Here is a 17,856-nt window from a genome sequence, read left to right as displayed (position 1 = left end):
CGATCGGCAGAATGGTCCGGTGGCGCTCATCCCCGCGGTCTTGTTCGGCCTGCTCACCTTCTGGTTACACCGCCGGATCGTCCGCGCGACCGCACTTGCCCGGCCCTGGTCGATCGTCGCCGATGGTGCGCTGGTGGTGCTGTGGGCGCTGGCGCTCGTCGGGTTCGAGAGCGGACGATCACTGGATCCGTCGTGGGCGCGTCCCATCGGCACGATCGGACTGATCTGGCTCGCCACCTTCTTCTACCTGTTCCTCGGCCTGACGATCATCGGCCTGCTCTCGTTCGGGGCGCGCGTCATCCGTTGGGCGCGACGCCGTCTCGCGGGCGCACCGGACACCCCGCAGTCGGCCGCGCGCCGGTTGCGCCGGATGCGGATCGCGACCGCCGCGGTGGTCGCCGCCGCCGTCGGGGTCACCGGGTACGGGGTCGTCGAGGCGTCCCGGCCGCAGGTGATCGACGTCGACGCCACGCTCGCGAACCTGCCCGCACGGTTCGACGGCCTGCGGGTGGCGGTCGTCTCCGACCTGCACGTCGGCCCGGCGCGCGACGCCGACTTCACCCGCGGCGTCGTCGACCAGGTCAACGCGCAGAACCCTGATCTGGTGGTACTGGTCGGTGACCTCACCGACGGCACGATCCCCCACGTCCGCGACACCCTCGAGCCCATTGCCGGACTACGAGCCCAGCTCGGCGTGTACGGCGTCAGCGGAAACCACGAGTACTACTCCGACGACGGCGGACGCTGGCTGGATGTGTGGGAGGAACTCGGCGTGCGCACGCTTCGGAACGCGCGGGTACCGCTGACGGTCGACGGCCAGACCATCCAGCTCGCCGGCGTCCACGACGCCACCGCTCCCGAACCCTATGAGCCCGATCTCCCTGCCGCCCTGGCGGGCTCGTCTCCCGATGACTTCGTGCTCCTTCTGGCACACCAGCCCAATCAGGCCGTGGAGGCCTCCGGTCTCGGAGTCGATCTGCAGTTCTCCGGGCACACCCACGGCGGGCAGCTGTGGCCGGTCCGCTACCTGGTCCCGGCTCAACAACCCACGGTCACCGGTCTGGACACGGTCGGCGAGACCGTCATCTACACGACCCAGGGAGCCGGCGCTTGGGGGCCGCCTGTCCGCGTGCTCGCCCCGCCGGAGATCACGGTGCTGACGCTACGGACGAAGTCGTGACGTTCCACGTAGGCTCCACACGATGACGGAGTTCAGGTTGGACATCGGGGGACGACTGATAGCGGTTCGGGAAGCCGGAGAGTCGTCCGGACCTACCGTCGTACACTTTCACGGCACTCCGGGATCCCGCCTCGAGGCCGCCTTCGGCGATCAGATCGCCCAGCGCGCCGGGATCCGGGTGGTGAGTTTCGATCGCCCCGGGTACGGCGGGTCGGACCCTGCGCCGATCGGTCTCACGCCGGTCGCCCGCGATGCCGAGGCCCTGGCCGACCACCTCGGACTGGACCGGTTCGCCGTCTTCGGATGGTCGGGCGGTGGGCCCTTCGCGCTTGCCGCCGCAGCACTGATGCCCGACCGGGTGACCTGCGTCGGTGTGTCCGGCGGCCCCGGACCCGCGCTCGACGTGCCCGGGGCGCGTGAGCTGCTGACCGACAACGACCGGCTGGCACTTTCGCACCTGCCGGCAGATCCAGCTCGGGCGGCCGAGGTCTTCCTCGCGGGCAACCGGGACATGCTCGATGCGATGATGTCCGTTCGGACCGACCCGACAGCGCCCTGGATCGACTGGATGTGGGGCACCAGCGACGCCGCGGTCATCGCGGACCCCTCGGCAAGACAGACGCTCTTCGAGTCCTTTTCCGAAGCGATGAAAAGGGGTCCGGGTGCCATCGCATGGGACAACGTCGCATTCGTCGGTCCGTGGGATTTCCGGCTCGCCGACGTCTCGGCGTCGGTGTGTCTGTGGTACGGCGCCGACGACACGATGACGCCCCTGCCGAACGGCGAATGGCTGGCCCGCCACCTACCCGACGCCGATCTCACCGTCTTCCCGGGTGAAGGTCATCTGCTCCCGCTGAGACACTGGGACGCAATGCTTTCCGCGTTGATCGCCGAGTGAGGACCGTACCCGGACCGGAACGCGACATGCCCCGGCGACACGGTGCGGTCGGCGGGGCATGTGGCGCGTGTGCGTCAGCTGTTGATGTCCGACGGATGCGTCGCCAGCGGCGTCACCTTGATGTCCATGTACGGGAACAGCGGCAGACCCGACAACAGCGTGTGCAGCTCATCGTTGGAGTTGACGTCGAAGATCGAGTAGTTGGAGTATTCGCCGACGATCCGCCAGATGTGGGGCCATTTGCCGGATCGCTGGAGATCCTGCGAGTACGCCTTCTCCCGGGCGACCGTGTCGGCCCGGACGTCCGGGTCGAGGTCGTCGGGGATCTTGACATCCATACGGACGTGGAACAGCATCACTTCTCCGGATCGAGCACGAAGTCGTAGGCCACGGTGAAGCCACCCTTGCCGTCTTCCTTCGGGTCGAGCACGAGTTCGGGCTTGACCGCGCTGGCGACGTCGTCGTCGTTGTGCGGGTCACCGGGGAAGTAGAGCTGCGCGGTCAGCTGCTCGTGACCGGGCGCCGACACCTTGAGGTGCAGGTGCGCGGGACGCCACGGGTGCCAGCCGGCGGCGGCGATCATCTTCCCGCATGAACCGTCGGTCGGGATCATGTACGGCGCCGGGCGGATCGTGGTGATCTCGAAGCGACCCTCGTCGTCGGTGGTGAAGGTGGCCCGCAGATTCCATTCCGGGATGCCGGGCGCGAACTGGGAGTAGAAGCCGTCGTCGTCGGCGTGCCACAGCTCGACCTTGGCCCCGGCGAGCGGGGTGCCGTCGCACGAACGGACCTGGCCGTTCCACAGCAGCGGATCGCCCTTCTCGTCTTCGCGCATCGGCACCGAGCCCGTGGAGCCCTGGTCCGGCGCATTCGGCACGTAGTACGGGCCCTCGATGCTGCCCTTGTTGCCCTCGCGGTGCTCGGTGGCGACATCCTCGACGACGTGCTCGACCCAGACGTCGAGGAACAGCGGCCACTCGCCGTCCTCACCGACATTGATGAGCCACGCCTTGAGGGCGTTGTACTCGTCGTAGGTGACCTTGTGCTCGCGGATCGTCGCGTGCACGGCGGCGAGTACCTCGTTGATCAGCGTGGCCACGCGCTCCGGCGGGGTGTCCCTGACGGCCTCGAAGGGCGACTTGTCGGCGTGGAACCGTTCGGTTGCGGAGGCTCCGGAGGCTGCTGCGGTCGCGACCTCGTTCGGGTGCTCGGTGGTGGTCATGATCTTCTCCTTGTACTCACTGCTCGTGGGGCTGCCACGAAACGCTTTGTGGGAAAGCTCTTTCAGTTGTCGGTGCGGTAGCGGTCGAGTTTGGCCGGATCGATCTCGAAGCCGATGCCGGGTGCGGTCGACCGATGCAGATGGCCGTCGCGGATCTGGAGCGGTTCGGCGAGCAGGTCGTCGCTCATGTCGAGGAAGTTCGACAGTTCGCCCGCGTACCGCGACGTCAGTTCGAAGGCACTGCCGAAGGCGAGCGCACAGGCGGTGCCGACCTGGCCGTCGATCTGATTGCCCATGACCACCGGGACGCCGAGTCCCTCGGCGAGGTGATGTGTCCGGCGTGAGGTGGTGAAGCCGGTTCGGGCGGTCTTGATGCTGATCGCGGTGGCCGAACGACCGAGGATCTCCCGGGTCACGTCGGCGGGAGTGGGCACCGACTCGTCGGCGATGAACGGTACGTCGAGACGCTCGACGAGCCATCGGCGACCGAGCACATCCGCTGCGTCGCAGAGCTCTTCGGCGAACAGCAGATCGAGATCGGCCATCTCCTTCATCGCCCGCGCCGACTCGGCGGCGGTCCAGCCGCGGTTGCCGTCGACATACAGTTCGATCTCGTCGCCGAACCGCTCCCGCAAGGCGCGCACGACCGCCGTGTCGAGGGTCACCGGATGGCGGCCGACCTTCACCTTGAAGGTCCGGATGCCGTACGTGTCGACCATCTTCTCGGCCTCGGCGACCATCGCCGCCGGTTCGGCGAAACCGAGCATATGGCTGACCCGCATACGGTCGGTGAAGCCACCGAGCATGTCGCCGACGGGAAGTCCCTGGATCTTTCCCAAGGCATCCCAGATCGCCATGTCCACTGCGGATTTGGCGGCCGGGTTGCCGATCGTCTTGGCCAGGCGCGCCGCCACGACCTCACGTTCGAGCAAGGTGAGACCGACGACTGCCGGCGCGAAGATCGTGTTGATCACGGCGATGATGCCGTCCTGCGTCTCACCGTAGGTGAACGGGCGTGGTGGGGCCTCGGCCACCCCGATGACACCGACGTCGGTGTGCACGCGCACGAGCACGTGATTGGCGACCTGCACCTCGCCCGACGCGAACTTCAGCGGCTTCACGTAGGGAATCGCGAATGGAATCGCTTCCACCCGAGTGATCTTCATGGTTCATCTCCGTATCGAGCGCTCGCGTGAGCGCCGGCTTGGGTTGGTTCGACGGCGAAGGCGGCGGCGATGACGTCGGCCACCGCGGCCGTGACGGGGTCGTTGTTGCCGGCGCGCCAGGCCAGTGCGACCTCGACGGTGTCGGCGTCGACCAGGTCCCGGACGACGAGTCCGTCGAGCGGCAGCGAGCGCACGGACGCCGGCAGCACCGAGACACCCAGACCGGCCGCGACGAGAGCGAGGAGTACCGCGGTTCCCGGCGCCTCATGGGCGCGATGGGGCACGAAACCGGCTGCGCGGCAGGTCCTCATCGCCGCGTCGTTGACGGCGGAGTCGCGGCTGTCGTACATCACGAAGGGTTCGTTGCGCAGGTCGGTGACCGAGACGACCGGCTCGACCGCCAGGCGGTGGTCGATCGACACGGCGAGCACCATCGGCTCGACGTCGATGACCCGTGTCTCGATGCCCTCGCCGACCGCCGGCGGTCGCAGGACGCCGAGGTCGAGTGCGCCGGCGCGTAATGCGTCGCACTGGCTCGGGGTGAGCATGTCCGACTGGATGTGCAGGTCGACGTCCGGCAGCTCACGCTTGACCACCCGCGCGATCCGTGGCAGATGCGAGAACGCGGCGATACCGGTCAGTCCCACCCGAACCAGACCGCTCCGCCCGGCAGCGATCCGACGCACGCCGTCGACCGCATCGTCCACGCCCGCGAGGATTCGCTCCGCCTGACCCTTCAGGTAGGCCCCGGCCGGGGTCAGCGCCACCTGGCGGGTGGTCCTGGTGAAAAGCGTGACGTCGAGTTCGTTCTCGAGCTGACGGATGGCGTAGGAGAGGGCCGGCTGCGCGACGTGCAGCGACGCAGCGGCCTGACCGAAGTGACAGGTGTCGGCCACTGCGGCGAAGTAGCGCAAGTGCCGTAGCTCCATGACCTGGCCTTATCTCGATCTCGGTGGATGTCGGCCCCGGTGCTGTGACCGGGAACACGTCTCCACGGTAGGACCTCGCTTAGATACAGACAATGACCCGTTTTCCATTTATTGATGTCTTTTGTTTATCAATCTGGGCCTAGGTCAGGACTGGTCATTACCCCAGTGTGATCGGCACCACGTGGTGCCACAGTGCACATACAGCCCACATCTGGAGGAACACGACATGACCGCGTCCGTAACGGAACATCTGCACCACGTGAACTCGGTTCTCGGCGACGCGGTCGTCGACGACCGCGAGGCCGGCATCTACCGGGCCAACCGGCGGATATTCACCGACGAGGACATCTTCGAACTGGAGATGAAGCACATTTTCGAGGGCAACTGGATCTACCTCGCCCACGAGAGCCAGGTGGCGAACCCCGGTGACTACTTCACCACCTACATCGGACGGCAGCCGGTCGTGATCACCCGGGACAAGAGCGGTGAGCTGCACTGCCTGATCAACGCCTGCGCCCACCGCGGCGCGATGATCTGCCGCCGCAAGACCGACAACCGGATGACGCTCACGTGCCCGTTCCACGGGTGGACGTTCCGCAACGACGGCACCCTGCTCAAGGTCAAGGATCCCGAGGGCGCCGGATACCCGGACACGTTCGACGTCGACGGTTCCCACAACCTGACCAAGGTCGCACGTTTCGACTCCTACCGCGGATTCCTGTTCGGCAGCCTCAACGACGACGTGGCCTCGCTCGACGATCATCTCGGCGACACGCGTCTAGTCATCGACATGCTCGTCGACCAGTCGCCCGACGGCCTCGAGGTGCTTCGCGGTGCGTCGACCTACACCTACGACGGCAACTGGAAGGTCCAGGCCGAGAACGGTGCCGACGGCTACCACGTCACCGCGACCCACTGGAACTATGCCGCAACCACTTCCCGCCGCGGCACCGGCGAGTCCAAGAACGACACCAAGGCGCTCGACGCCGGCGGCTGGGGCAAGTCCGGGGGCGGCTACTGGTCGTACCCCAACGGCCACCTGTGCCTCTGGACCTGGGCGGCCAATCCGCAGGATCGCCCGCTGTGGGACAAGATGGACGACCTGAAGAAGACCCACGGCGACGCCAAGGGCGAGTTCATGGTGAAGGGTTCGCGCAACCTCTGCCTGTATCCGAATGTCTATCTCATGGACCAGTTCTCGACGCAGATCCGCCACTTCCGGCCGATCGCCCCGGACAAGACCGAGGTGACCATCTACTGCATCGCCCCCAAGGGTGAGAGCGATACCGCACGCGCGCACCGCATCCGCCAGTACGAGGACTTCTTCAACGCATCCGGGATGGCGACGCCGGACGACCTCGAGGAGTTCCGCAGCTGCCAGCTCACCTTCCGGGCCCAGGCGGCACCGTGGAACGACATGAGTCGCGGCGCGCAGCACTGGCTGACGGGTCCCGACGAGGTCGCCGATTCACTCGGCATGACCGGCGTCATCTCGGCCGGCGTGAAGAACGAGGACGAGGGTCTCTACCCCGTCCAGCACGGCTACTGGCTCGAGACCATGCGCGCCGCAGTCGCCGCCGAAGAGGCAGCAGCCGCCCAGACCAACGGCCGACGGTGAACCGGCCACAAGCGATTACGGGGAACACACGATGACCACCTCAGAGACCACATCCGGCGCCACCGGCACACCCGCGAGCAGCCGGGCGGACGGCGGAAAACTGATCACCCAGAACATGATCGAACAGTTCCTCTATCGCGAGGCGCGTTACCTCGACGACCGCGAGTTCGAGAAATGGCTCGACTGCTATGCCGACGACGTCGTCTACTGGATGCCGTCGTGGGACGACGCCGACCGGCTCACCGAGGACCCGCAACGAGAGATCTCGCTGATCTACTACGCCAACAAGGGCGGCCTGGAGGACCGGGTCTTCCGGATCCGGACCGAACGCTCGTCGGCGACGTCGCTACCCGAACCGCGGACCAGTCACAACATCTCCAACGTCGAGGTCATCGAGCGGCGCGGCGAACTCGTGGACGTCCGGTTCAACTGGCACACGATGTATTTCCGGTACAACGCCGTCGATCCGTACTACGGGACCTCGTTCTACACGATCGACTTCTCCGGGGAACAGCCGCTCATCCGGCGCAAGACGATCGTGCTGAAGAACGACTACATCCACCACGTGGTGGACGTGTACCACTTCTGACCCGAGCTCAATTCTGACCCGAGCCCACTTCTGACCCGACCCCACTTCGAGGAACCTCTCCATGACTGTCACCACCGACGCGGACACCGGCATTGGCGCCGGCACCGCCACCAGCCACCAGGTGGCGCTGTCCTTCGAGGACGGGGTCACGCGCTTCATCACCTGCCGCGAGGACCAGACCGTCGCCGACGCGTCGTACCGGCAGCGCATCAACATCCCTCTGGACTGCCGCGACGGTGCATGCGGAACGTGTAAGGCGTTCTGCGAGTCCGGAGATTACGACGGTGGCATCTACATCGAGGACGCGGTGTCCGACGCCGAGTCGTCGGAGGGCTATGCACTCCCCTGCTGTATGAAGCCGAAATCCGACCTCGTGCTGCAGATCGCGTCCACGTCGGATGTGGCGAAGACCCAGGCGGCGAGGTTCACCGGGACGATCGCCGGGCTCGACCGGCTCTCCGACTCGACGATGCGCCTGGAGATCCGCATCGAGAACCGCGGCGAGCTGGCGTTCCTGCCGGGCCAGTATGTGAACATCGAGATCCCCGGCAGCGATCGTGGCGACGGTGAACCGGTTAGCCGCTCGTACTCGTTCGCCAACGGCCCTCACGAGGACCGGCTGATCTTCCTGATCAAGCTCACCCCCGGCGGCGCGATGTCGACCTATCTCACCGACCGTGCGACACGCGGCGAGGAAATCTCCTTCACCGGTCCGCACGGGTCGTTCTTCCTGCGGGAGGCCACCCGTCCGGTACTGCTGCTCGCCGGTGGCACCGGGCTGGCACCGATCCTGTCGATGTTGCGGAAGATGCACGCCGACAAGAGCCTTCGCAAGGTCCACCTGATCTACGGCGTGTCCAGCGACACCGACCTGGTCGCCACCGACGAGATCGAGTACTTCGCCGACAAGCTGCCGGGCTTCACCTGGGACCACTGCGTGTCCGATCCGGCCGGCACCGCGGCGAACAAGGGCTATGTGATGAGCCTGATCCGGCCCGAACACCTCTACGACGGCGACGTCGCCATCTACCTCTGCGGTCCGCCGCCCATGGTCGAGGCCGTGCGCAAGCACGTGGCAGAGGTCGGGATCGAACCCACCGGCTTCTACTACGAGAAGTTCGCGCTCGCCGCGAAGCCGGCGACTGACCGTGATCGCACGGCGATGCCGGCGGTCGAGCCCGAACCGGAGGCGGGCAGCGTCACCGAAACCGAGGCGATCAGCGACGAGGCCGCTGCTCCTGCTGCCCCGACCCCGGTCGGTCGGGACGGTGACGACCCCATCCTCGAGGTCGCCGACGCCCGCGCCATCGCCGGCCGGATCGCCTTCCCGCCGACCGGTCTCGACACCTGGTCCGGCTCGAGACCCGCACCGCGCGAGGATGACTCGCTGGCCCGCATCGGTGGGCAACGGATGTGGGACGGACGGACCGGCGATGCCGGACTCGACGTCGACGCGGGTACGCTGCGTCCCGCCGGGACCGCACGGTCGATCGCCGGGCAGGAACTCTTCGCGCCCGACGGCATCTCGCAACTCCACGAGAGTGCGCCCAGCACAACCGAACCCGACTCCGTCGAGGCACCGCCGCTGCCCACCGTCGTCGGCTCACAGGGTTATCAGATCGGCGAGGAACACCCCGAGATCCACGAGTCCGACGCACTTTTCGAGGCACGCGCCGCGCTCGAACTCGGCGCTCTGGAGCTCACCTTCGGCCGGATGACCCATCAGCAGCTCACCGGCTATCGGCTGCTCGCCGAGGCCACGGTCCCCTACGTGGACGGCGACCGCTTCGTCGACGCCGCGCAGTACACCGAGACGAACGCGGCCTTCCACGACTACCTGTTCAGCCAGACCGGCAACGACCATCTCCTCGAGGCCTACAAGGCCCTCGGCGTGAAGGGCCGCATGACCGAGGTGCTGCGCAACGCGACCTGGTGCCACCCGCTGTGCGCACAGGACCACCTCGACATCGTCTCGGCGTTCGAGTCCGGCGACCACGATGCCGCCCGCGCGCTCATTTCGGCACACGCCGACCGGTCCAAGCAGACCATGCGCCGGGCGATGGCCGACGAGATGGCCTCGCGCCGGCCGCGTTTCATCACCCCGGGACGCTTCGCGAACAAGGTCGTCGTGATCACCGGTGCCGCACAGGGGATCGGCGAGCAGACGGCACGACGGATCAGTGCGGAAGGCGGTCGGGTCGTCCTCGCCGATCGTTCAGATCTGGTGGAGGAGGTCGCCCGAGACCTCGAGACCGCCGGTCCCGGTGCGGTGGCGGCGATCGCCGACCTCGAGACCTACGACGGTGCCGAATCGGTGATCCGGCGCGCTCTCGAAACCTACGGCCGGGTGGACGTGCTCATCAACAATGTCGGCGGGGCGATCAACTTCAAACCGTTCACCGAGTTCACCCACGAACAGATCCGGGCCGAGATCGACCGCTCACTGCTGACGACGCTCTACGCGTGCCGCGCGGTGCTGCCGTCGATGGTCGAACGCGGCGGCGGGGTGATCGTCAACGTCTCCTCCGCGGCGACGCGTGGCATCCACCGCATCCCGTACTCGGCGGCCAAGGGCGCTGTCAACGCGATGACCGCCTCGCTTGCCATGGAGTACGCCGAGTACGGCATCCGCGTGGTCGCGACCGCCCCGGGTGGGACGGAGGCCCCACCGCGTCGGATCTCCCGCGGTACCCCCGAACCCCGCAACGAGGTGGAGGCCGGGTGGTTCCGGGCCCACATCGATCAGACGTTGTCCTCGTCGCTGCTGAACCGGTACGGGACGCTCGACGAACAGGCCGCGGCGATCTGCTTCCTCGCCTCGGACGAGGCGGCCTACATCACGGGCAGCGTCCTGCCGGTCGCCGGCGGCGACCAGGGCTGACCACCCACGTCGGGAAGACGCGGGCGAGTCTGTACGACCCGGGGTCTGTGACCTGGGTCCTAGTATGGAGCGATGATGGTCACTGCCGTGTGCGTCGGGCGGGACCGTGAGGTCGATGCGCTGTGGTCGCGGCTGCGGCACGCGACGGGCGCGGAGTTCCTCGCCGTCTCCGGTGACCCCGGGAGCGGGAAGTCGACCCTGCTCACCCATCTGGTCGCGCGGCATCGCGCCGAGTCGCACGGTACCGACGACACCGGGGCGACCCTGTGGGCGCGCGTGTCACCGTGGCAGGCGTCGACGCCGGGTGCCCTGGTCCGGCAACTGCTGCAGGATCACTCACCCGCCGGCACAACCGATGTCGAAACACTGGTCGGCGGCCTGCTCGCCGCACTCGGCCCGGCCGCCGACACCCCGTCGCTCATCGCCATCGACGACGCCGATCTCGCGGACGAGATGTCACTACAGGCATTGCTCACGCTCACCCGCGACCATCGCGCCTGCCGGGTCCTCGTCGTCGCCACGACATCCCGGCCCGGGGCGCGTCTGGTGGGGCAACCCCTCGACGAACTGCGGCTCGAGGGCATCGACCCACAGGGCACCGCCGAGATCGCGGGCCGGCGGGGCATCGTGCTGCACCCCGCGATGCGGGAGGAGTTGACCCGTCACACCGCGGGCAACCCGCGCGACATCGTCGCTCTCCTCGACGAGGTGCCCGCCGGTACGTGGTCGCGCAGCGGCGCCCAGCTACCGGCCCCCCGATACGTCGTCGCGCAGGTCCGCGACCGGTTGCCCGACACCGGCGTACCCGCGCGCTCGCTCATCGAGGCGCTCGCCATCCTCGACGACGCCGAACCGCTCTCCACCGCAGTGGAACTCGCCGAGATCACCGACCCCTTGGACGCCATCGACGAGGCGCGACGCACCGGACTCGTCACCTGTGACGGGGCGCTGACACCGGCCGAGGCCCGACCTCGGATCGTCACGCCCCTCGTCCGTGCGGCAGTGCTCGAGGTCCTCGGGATGGGAGCGGTCGGCGAGGCCCATCGTCGTGCCGCGCAGATCGTCGCCGACCCCGCCCGACGACTCCACCATCGAGTTGCCGCGACGCCGACCGCCGATGCCGCACTCGCCGACGACCTCGCCGAACTCGCGCGCGCCCGCGGCGCCGACGGGGCGTGGGCCGAGGCGGCTGGCCTCTACCGCCAGTCCGGTCGGCTGACCCCCGACCCGCTCGAACGCGACACACGGGTGACACTCGCGGTGGATTCGCTTCTGGCCGCGGGTGATTGCACGGGCGCCGGCGCACTGGTCCCGACCGTCGAGAGCCTACGGGAGACGCCGCTGCGCAACGCGACCCTCGCCTACCTGGCGATCCTGCGCGGGCGTTCTGCGGAGGCACAGCTCCGCCTCGACCGTGCCTGGGGAATCGTCAACGTCGAACGAGAACCCGACGTCGCGGCCCTCATCGCGCAACGCCACGTGCTGCACAACCTGGTGCGCTGCCAGGGTTCCGAGCTCGTCGCCTGGGCAGATCGTGCGATGGAGATGGCCGGGGGCCGTTCGGCGGCACGGGTCGAGGCGGCCGTCATCCGTGGTCTCGGCCTGGCGTGGTCGGGTCAGCCGGAGGCCGCACGCGCCGAGTACGAGTCGGTCTCGGCGACCATCCGCTACGGCGCGCAGGCACAGCGAGCCGTCATGGGTCGCGGCTGGCTGCAGCTCGGACTCGACGAGATCGATGCCGCGCGTACGAATCTCGAGGCTGCGGTCTCGATGGCGCAGCTGGGCGGTTCGACGCGGATCTCGTTGTGGGCGCTGGCCTGGCTGGCGCGCGTGCAGTTCCTCACCGGGGACTGGGCCGATGCGATGCGCAGCGTCGAGGCCGGCCGGGCGCTCGCCCGTAGCAGTGGAATCGCACTCACCACACCGCTGCTGAACTGGACTGCGACGCAGATTCATTCGCTTCGCGGCGACTGGGAGGAGGCGCATCGCAGCATCGCCGCATCGGCCACGTCGATCGGCGACTACGAGATCATGCGGATACCGGAATTACTGGCGCGGGCGCAACTCGCCGAGGCCGCAGCCGATTACGGCAAGGTGCGTCGAATTCTCACACCGCTGGTGACGATGGCCGAATCCGTCCCCGCCCTCGCCGAGCCCGGGCTGTGGCCGTGGGTCGACGTCCTGGCCAACGCGCAGGTTCTCGAGGGCCAGTTCGACGAGGCCGACCGGTTGCTGCGCACCTACGAAGCCCGTTCCGCCGAACGCGGCCACCGGTCGTCGGCCGCCCGGATGAAGTACGCGCGGGGCCGCCACCTCGGTGCCACCGGAGACATCCACGGGGCAAGGAGGGCGTTCGAGGAAGGACTCGAACTCCTCGACGGACTGGGGTTGCGTTACGACCAGGCACGGGTGAACTTCGCCTACGGACAGACACTGCGACGCGCGGGTAAGCGCCGCGCCGCCGATGCCGTCATCGGTACCGCGCGAGACCTGTACCTATCGCTCGGGGCGACCAATTACGTCGACCGTTGCGACCGTGAACTCAAGGCAGGCGGACTGGCCGGGTCGCGAACCGAGAACCGGGGCTCGCCGAGAGACGCCGGCGAACTCACCCCGCAGGAGGAGGCCGTCACCGCACTGGTGGCGCGCGGGCTGTCCAACCGCGAGGTGGCGGCGGAGCTGTTCATCTCGCCCAAGACCGTGCAGTACCACCTGACCCGGATCTACGCGAAACTCGGCCTGCGGTCGCGGTCGGAGCTGGCGGCCTCGCGCCGTTGAGTGGCCGCCGGCTCAGACCGCGGCGTGCACCGCGGTGCGATCGGTGACCGGCGCTCCGGTCTTGGCCTCGACGATCTCGAGATCGACACCGGGAGCGAACTCCACGACCTCGAAACCTGTTCCCGCGACGTCGAACACACCGTGATCGGTGATCACCCGGCTCACCACGCCGCGACCGGTGAGCGGTAACGAACACGCCTCGAGGAGCTTCGGCTCACCCGCCTTGGTGACATGCTCCATCAGGACGATGACCCTGCCCGCCCCGTTGACCAGGTCCATGGCACCGCCGATCCCCTTGACGAGTGCGCCGGGAACCATCCAGTTCGCGAGGTCGCCGTTCATCGCGACCTGCATGCCGCCGAGGACGGCGACGTCCACGTGGCCGCCGCGGATCATCGCGAAACTGGTCGCTGAGTCGAAGTACGACGCCCCCGGCAACACCGACACGGTCTGCTTGCCCGCGTTGATCAGGTCGGGATCGACCTCGTCGTCGTACGGGAAAGGGCCGACGCCGAGGATGCCGTTCTCGGCGTGCAGGTAGATCCCCGAGTCGTCCGGCAGCTGGTCGGGGATCATCGTCGGCAGACCGATCCCCAGGTTGACGTAGTCACCGCGGGTCAGTTCCCGGGCCGCGCGGGCGGCCATCTCGGTACGGGTCCAAGTCATCTGAATCTCCTGGCTCAGTGCGCCGCGACGGGACGCTCGCGGACGGTGCGCTTCTCGATGCCCTTGCGAGCGGCCTGCTCGGGGGTCAGCTCGACGATCCGCTTCACGAAGATCCCAGGCAGATGGATCTCGTCGGGACCGAGCTCGCCGACGTCGACGACCCGTTCCGCCTCGACGATGGTGATCCGCCCCGACATCGCCGCGGGCGGGTTGAAGTTGCGTGCGGCCGCGTGGAATCGGCAGTTTCCGGCGGTGTCGACGACCGCCGCGCGGATCAGGGCGTAGTCGGTGACGATGGCTTCTTCGAGGACCATGTCCACCCCGTTGAAGGTGCGGACCTCCTTGGGCGGGGACGCTTCGGCCACCGAACCGTCGGGGTTGTACCGCCACGGCAGACCACCCTCCGCGACGAGGGTGCCCACGCCGGTCGGGGTGAAGAACGCCCCGATTCCGCTGCCGCCGGCGCGCATGCGCTCGGCCAGAGTGCCCTGCGGGGTGAGTTCCACGGTGACCTCGCCCGCGAGGAACTGGCGGCCGAATTCCTTGTTCTCGCCGATGTAGGAGGCGATCACCTTGTCGATCCGGCGGGCCTCGAGCAGCAGACCGAGGCCGGCGCCGTCGACACCGCAGTTGTTGGAGACGATCGTCAGGTTCTTCGCACCCTGCTCGAGGAGGGCGTCGATCAGGAACCCGGGGATGCCGGCCAGGCCGAAACCGCCGACTGCGAGGCTCGCGCCGTCGGGGATGTCGGCGACCGCATCCGCCGGCGACGCGGCCAGTTTGCTCACCGCACCGGTGGCGGCGGTCTCGTCGATGGTCATGGCTGCTCCAGGTGTTCGATCAGTGCGGGGTTGATGATGTCGGGCTGCTGAGCGTTGGCCAGGTGCGCCGAGTCCGGCACCACGAGCAGACGGCCCTGCTGCACGTTGTCGGCGATCTCCTCGAGTTTCGCCGGTGGGGTGGCCGGGTCGTCGGCGCCGGCGATGGCGAGCGTCGGCGCGACGATGGACGGCAGGTCGTCCCGCAGATCCATGGCCGCGATCACCTCGCAGCACGCGGCGTACCCCTCGGCCGGGGTCGCGGCCACCATGTCCTCGTGATACTTCCTCGACGCCTCGTATGTGCTCCGGTACTCCTCGGTGAACCAGCGCTGCACGACGGCTTCGGCAACTGCCCCGGTGCCTTGTGCCCGGACCGTCGCGGCCCGGTCGAGCCAGGCCTGGGCCGGGGGGAGTTGCGCGCCGGTGCAGAGGACGGCGAGACGCCGTACCCGTTCGGGATTGCGTGCGGCGACCCGCATCATGGTCATTCCGCCGAGCGAGAGGCCGACGAGATGTGCCTGCGTTATCTCGAATCGATCGAGGAGGGCGATCACGTCGTCGGCCAGATCGTCGATCGTGTACGGCCCCTGGGGAACCGGGGATTCGCCGTGCCCGCGGGTGTCGTACCGGACGACGCGGAAGCGGTCCTCGAGTGCGGCCAGCTGCGCGTCCCACATCCGGTGCGTCGAACCCAGCGAGTTCGACAGGATCACCGCGGGGCCGTCCTCGCGACCGGTGACGACGGCGTGCACCTCGACCGCGCCGGTCTCGCGCCCGCTCATCGGGTCGCCTCGAAGATCGCGGCGAGTCCCTGGCCGCCGCCGATGCACATGGTCTCCAGGACGTGGCGCGCCTCACGACGGCGCGCCTCATGGGCGGCGGTGGCCAGGATTCGCGCACCGGTGGCACCGATCGGATGCCCCAGGGAGATGCCGGAACCGTTGGGGTTCAGGCGTTCATCGCTCGCGTCGATCTTCCACTCGTCCAGGCAGGCGAGGACCTGCGCGGCAAAGGCCTCGTTGAGTTCGATCAGGTCGATGTCGTCGAGGGTCAGCCCGGCCCGTGCGAGCACGACGGCGGTCGCACTGACCGGACCGAGACCCATGGTCTCCGGCGCGCACCCGGTGACCGCCCAGGAGCGCAGTGCGAGAAGGGGGTCCAGACCGCTGCGTCGTGCGTGTGCACGCGTGGTCACGACACACATCGCCGCGCCGTCGTTCTGGCCGGAGGCATTACCGGCGGTGACCGTGGACTCCGCGTCGACCTTGAGCCGGATGGGACGCAGCTTCGCGAGCGAGTCCGCGGTGGCGTCGGCGCGCGGATGCTCATCCCGGTCGACGACCGTGGCGGGTTTCCCGCGGCGTCCGGGAATCGCGACCGGGACGAGTTCGTCGGCGAAGCGGCCTTCCTCATGGGCGGCGACGGCACGGTGGTGCGACCGTGCGGCGTACTCGTCCTGGTCGGCACGGGAGATGCCGTACTTCGCGCGGAGGTTCTCGGCGGTCTCGATCATCCCGCCGGGGACGGGGTGGGATTCCCCACCGGCGGTGAGACGACCGCGGTCGAGCCGGTCCATCAACTCGACGCCGCCCTGCTTGATCCCCGAGCGGAGTCCGAGTGCGTAGTGTTCGACCGTCGACATCGATTCGGCGCCGCCGGCGACCACGAGTCGCGCTCCGCCGGTCGCCACCGAGGACGCGGCGGTGAGGACGGCCTGCAGACCCGATCCGCACCGGCGGTCGACCTGCATGCCCGGGACGCCGACACCGAGCCCGGCATCGAGAGCGGCGATCCGGCCGATCGCCGGCGACTCCCCGCTCGCGTAACCCTGCCCGAGGATCACGTCGTCGATGTCTCCCTCACCCAGCCCGGTGCGCGCGGTCAGTTCCCGCAGCAGATCGGTCGCCAATCGGGTCACCGGCACGGTGGACAGCGCTCCGCCCATGCGGCCGACGGGCGTACGCAGGGGCGAACAGATCACGATGTCGGTGTCCGAGGTGCCAGAGGATGCCATGCCACCAGCGTAAGGACCTGCAGCGATATGGAGAAGTATCCATTTGTCGAGTTTTGATATCTCACACATATCAATCGGTAGAGTGGGTGCATGGAACTACGCCACCTGCGGTACTTCCGCGCGGTCGCCGAGGAACTGCACTTCGGCCGTGCGGCCCAACGGCTCCACATCGCCCAGCCGCCGCTGTCCCAGCAGATCCGGCAACTCGAGGACGAACTCGGGGTCCCCCTGCTGGTCCGGTCGACGCGCCGCGTCGAGCTGACCGCCGCGGGTGAGGACTATCTGCGTCAGGTCGAGGCGATCCTCGACTCCGTGGATGCCGCGGCCCGTCGCGCACAGCGCATCGCCGACGGCCGGCAGGGCAATCTGGCGATCGGCTGCGTGGGGTCGGCGACCTACTCACTGCTGCCCCGCTTCGTGCGCGCGCTGCGCGACGAGTTGCCCGACGTGGACGTGAGCGTCCGCGGCGAGATGCTGGCACCCGAACAGATCGGCGCGCTGGCGTCGGGCGACATCGACCTGGCGTTGCTGCGCATGCCCGTGGAGACACACGGTCTCATCGTCGAATCGATCCGGAAGGACCGGCTGATCGTCGCACTCCCCGCCGACCATCCGCTCGCCGACACCCCCGAGGAGCAGTTCGTGGAACTCGCCGCACTCCGCGGCGAGGACTTCATCTCCCATGTGGGCGGTGGTCGGTCGGTGATCGCCGGGGTCCTGGCCGCCGCGTCGGACCGCGCGGGCTTCGTGCCGCGTGTGCGCCACGAGGTCGAGGAGACGTCGACGCTCGTGACGCTGGTCGCGGCCGGACTCGGCGTCGCGATCGTGCCAGAGCCGACCTCGGCTCTCGGCGTGGCCGGCGTCGTCTACCGACCGCTGGCCGCACCGATCGACCACGTCGACCTGACGGCCGCATACGCCGCGGCCCGCCGAACCCCGCTCATCGAGCGGGCGGTGGCGGTGCTGCGTACCCTCTCCTGAACGCCGCACCTAGCCGCTGCCGAGCGAGCCAGCGCAGCGCAACCCCCGCTCCCTGAGGAGTGAGCTTGCGAGCGTCCGCCCCGTGCTCCCTGAGGAGCGAGTTTGCGAGCGTC

15 protein-coding genes are annotated in these 17,856 nt (G+C 68.3%); 7 read left to right on the top strand and 8 right to left on the bottom strand.

Going from position 1 to position 17,856, the window contains the following annotated elements:
• Nucleotides 1-19 precede the first annotated feature (19 nt).
• Complete coding sequence (locus tag BPODLACK_RS17390; protein ID WP_159405809.1) at nt 20-1,180, top strand: metallophosphoesterase; 1,161 nt, start codon at nt 20-22, stop codon at nt 1,178-1,180.
• A gap of 22 nt (nt 1,181-1,202) precedes the next feature.
• Nucleotides 1,203-2,078, top strand: coding sequence for an alpha/beta fold hydrolase (locus BPODLACK_RS17385; protein WP_159405808.1), 876 nt, complete (start codon nt 1,203-1,205; stop codon nt 2,076-2,078).
• Between the two features lie 74 nt (nt 2,079-2,152).
• On the opposite strand, the gene catC is transcribed toward BPODLACK_RS17385, so the two are convergent.
• The 4 genes from catC to BPODLACK_RS17365 all read right to left on the bottom strand — a co-directional run bounded on the left by catC (nt 2,153) and on the right by BPODLACK_RS17365 (nt 5,395).
• Entirely contained in the window at nt 2,153-2,434 is a 282-nt protein-coding gene (gene catC, locus BPODLACK_RS17380) for a muconolactone Delta-isomerase (RefSeq protein WP_159405807.1), read from the bottom strand.
• Nucleotides 2,434-3,300 carry a catechol 1,2-dioxygenase gene (gene catA / locus BPODLACK_RS17375; protein ID WP_006438024.1) on the bottom strand — a complete coding sequence of 289 codons (867 nt, stop codon included), beginning with the start codon at nt 3,298-3,300 and terminating at the stop codon, nt 2,434-2,436. Before catA ends, catC begins: the two co-directional genes overlap by 1 nt.
• Before the next feature lie 62 nt (nt 3,301-3,362).
• On the bottom strand, nt 3,363-4,466 hold the full coding sequence (locus BPODLACK_RS17370) for a mandelate racemase/muconate lactonizing enzyme family protein (protein ID WP_006438025.1): 1,104 nt from the start codon (nt 4,464-4,466) through the stop codon (nt 3,363-3,365).
• The gene (locus BPODLACK_RS17365; protein WP_006438026.1) at nt 4,463-5,395 is read right to left on the bottom strand and encodes a LysR family transcriptional regulator; all 933 of its coding nucleotides are present in this window, start codon (nt 5,393-5,395) and stop codon (nt 4,463-4,465) included. Before BPODLACK_RS17365 ends, BPODLACK_RS17370 begins: the two co-directional genes overlap by 4 nt.
• Before the next feature lie 226 nt (nt 5,396-5,621).
• Between BPODLACK_RS17365 and benA the strand changes: the two genes are divergently transcribed.
• The 4 genes from benA to BPODLACK_RS17345 all read left to right on the top strand — a co-directional run bounded on the left by benA (nt 5,622) and on the right by BPODLACK_RS17345 (nt 13,261).
• A complete protein-coding gene (gene benA, locus BPODLACK_RS17360; protein ID WP_024499691.1) occupies nt 5,622-7,013 on the top strand; it encodes a benzoate 1,2-dioxygenase large subunit in 1,392 nt (463 codons plus the stop codon).
• A 31-nt stretch (nt 7,014-7,044) separates the two neighbouring features.
• Nucleotides 7,045-7,602, top strand: coding sequence for a benzoate 1,2-dioxygenase small subunit (benB, locus tag BPODLACK_RS17355; RefSeq protein ID WP_006438029.1), 558 nt, complete (start codon nt 7,045-7,047; stop codon nt 7,600-7,602).
• Nucleotides 7,603-7,663: 61 nt separating this feature from the next.
• Nucleotides 7,664-10,483 carry a benzoate 1,2-dioxygenase electron transfer component BenC gene (gene benC, locus BPODLACK_RS17350; protein ID WP_159405806.1) on the top strand — a complete coding sequence of 940 codons (2,820 nt, stop codon included), beginning with the start codon at nt 7,664-7,666 and terminating at the stop codon, nt 10,481-10,483.
• A 72-nt stretch (nt 10,484-10,555) separates the two neighbouring features.
• On the top strand, nt 10,556-13,261 hold the full coding sequence (locus BPODLACK_RS17345) for a helix-turn-helix transcriptional regulator (RefSeq protein WP_159405805.1): 2,706 nt from the start codon (nt 10,556-10,558) through the stop codon (nt 13,259-13,261).
• Between the two features lie 12 nt (nt 13,262-13,273).
• Here BPODLACK_RS17345 and BPODLACK_RS17340 read toward each other — a convergent pair whose 3' ends face one another.
• From BPODLACK_RS17340 to BPODLACK_RS17325, 4 genes are read right to left on the bottom strand one after another with little or no spacing between them, the layout of a single operon-like run.
• A complete protein-coding gene (locus BPODLACK_RS17340) occupies nt 13,274-13,927 on the bottom strand; it encodes a 3-oxoacid CoA-transferase subunit B (protein ID WP_159405804.1) in 654 nt (217 codons plus the stop codon).
• Between the two features lie 14 nt (nt 13,928-13,941).
• Nucleotides 13,942-14,748, bottom strand: a complete 807-nt coding sequence (locus tag BPODLACK_RS17335) for a CoA transferase subunit A (protein ID WP_159405803.1) — start codon at nt 14,746-14,748, stop codon at nt 13,942-13,944.
• Nucleotides 14,745-15,530, bottom strand: coding sequence for a 3-oxoadipate enol-lactonase (gene pcaD / locus BPODLACK_RS17330; RefSeq protein WP_159405802.1), 786 nt, complete (start codon nt 15,528-15,530; stop codon nt 14,745-14,747). The genes BPODLACK_RS17335 and pcaD overlap by 4 nt, the downstream gene beginning before the upstream one ends.
• Nucleotides 15,527-16,762, bottom strand: coding sequence for an acetyl-CoA C-acetyltransferase (locus tag BPODLACK_RS17325; RefSeq protein ID WP_159405801.1), 1,236 nt, complete (start codon nt 16,760-16,762; stop codon nt 15,527-15,529). Before BPODLACK_RS17325 ends, pcaD begins: the two co-directional genes overlap by 4 nt.
• Nucleotides 16,763-16,852: 90 nt before the next feature.
• Between BPODLACK_RS17325 and BPODLACK_RS17320 the strand changes: the two genes are divergently transcribed.
• Nucleotides 16,853-17,743: a LysR substrate-binding domain-containing protein gene (locus BPODLACK_RS17320; RefSeq protein ID WP_159405800.1), complete on the top strand. Its 891-nt coding sequence runs from the start codon at nt 16,853-16,855 to the stop codon at nt 17,741-17,743.
• Nucleotides 17,744-17,856 lie beyond the last annotated feature (113 nt).

Source organism: Gordonia sp. YY1, assembly GCF_009872315.1.
GTDB lineage: Bacteria > Actinomycetota > Actinomycetes > Mycobacteriales > Mycobacteriaceae > Gordonia > Gordonia amicalis.
The sequence above is the reverse complement of the archived record's forward strand: the minus strand, read 5'-3'. Positions and strand labels throughout refer to the sequence as shown.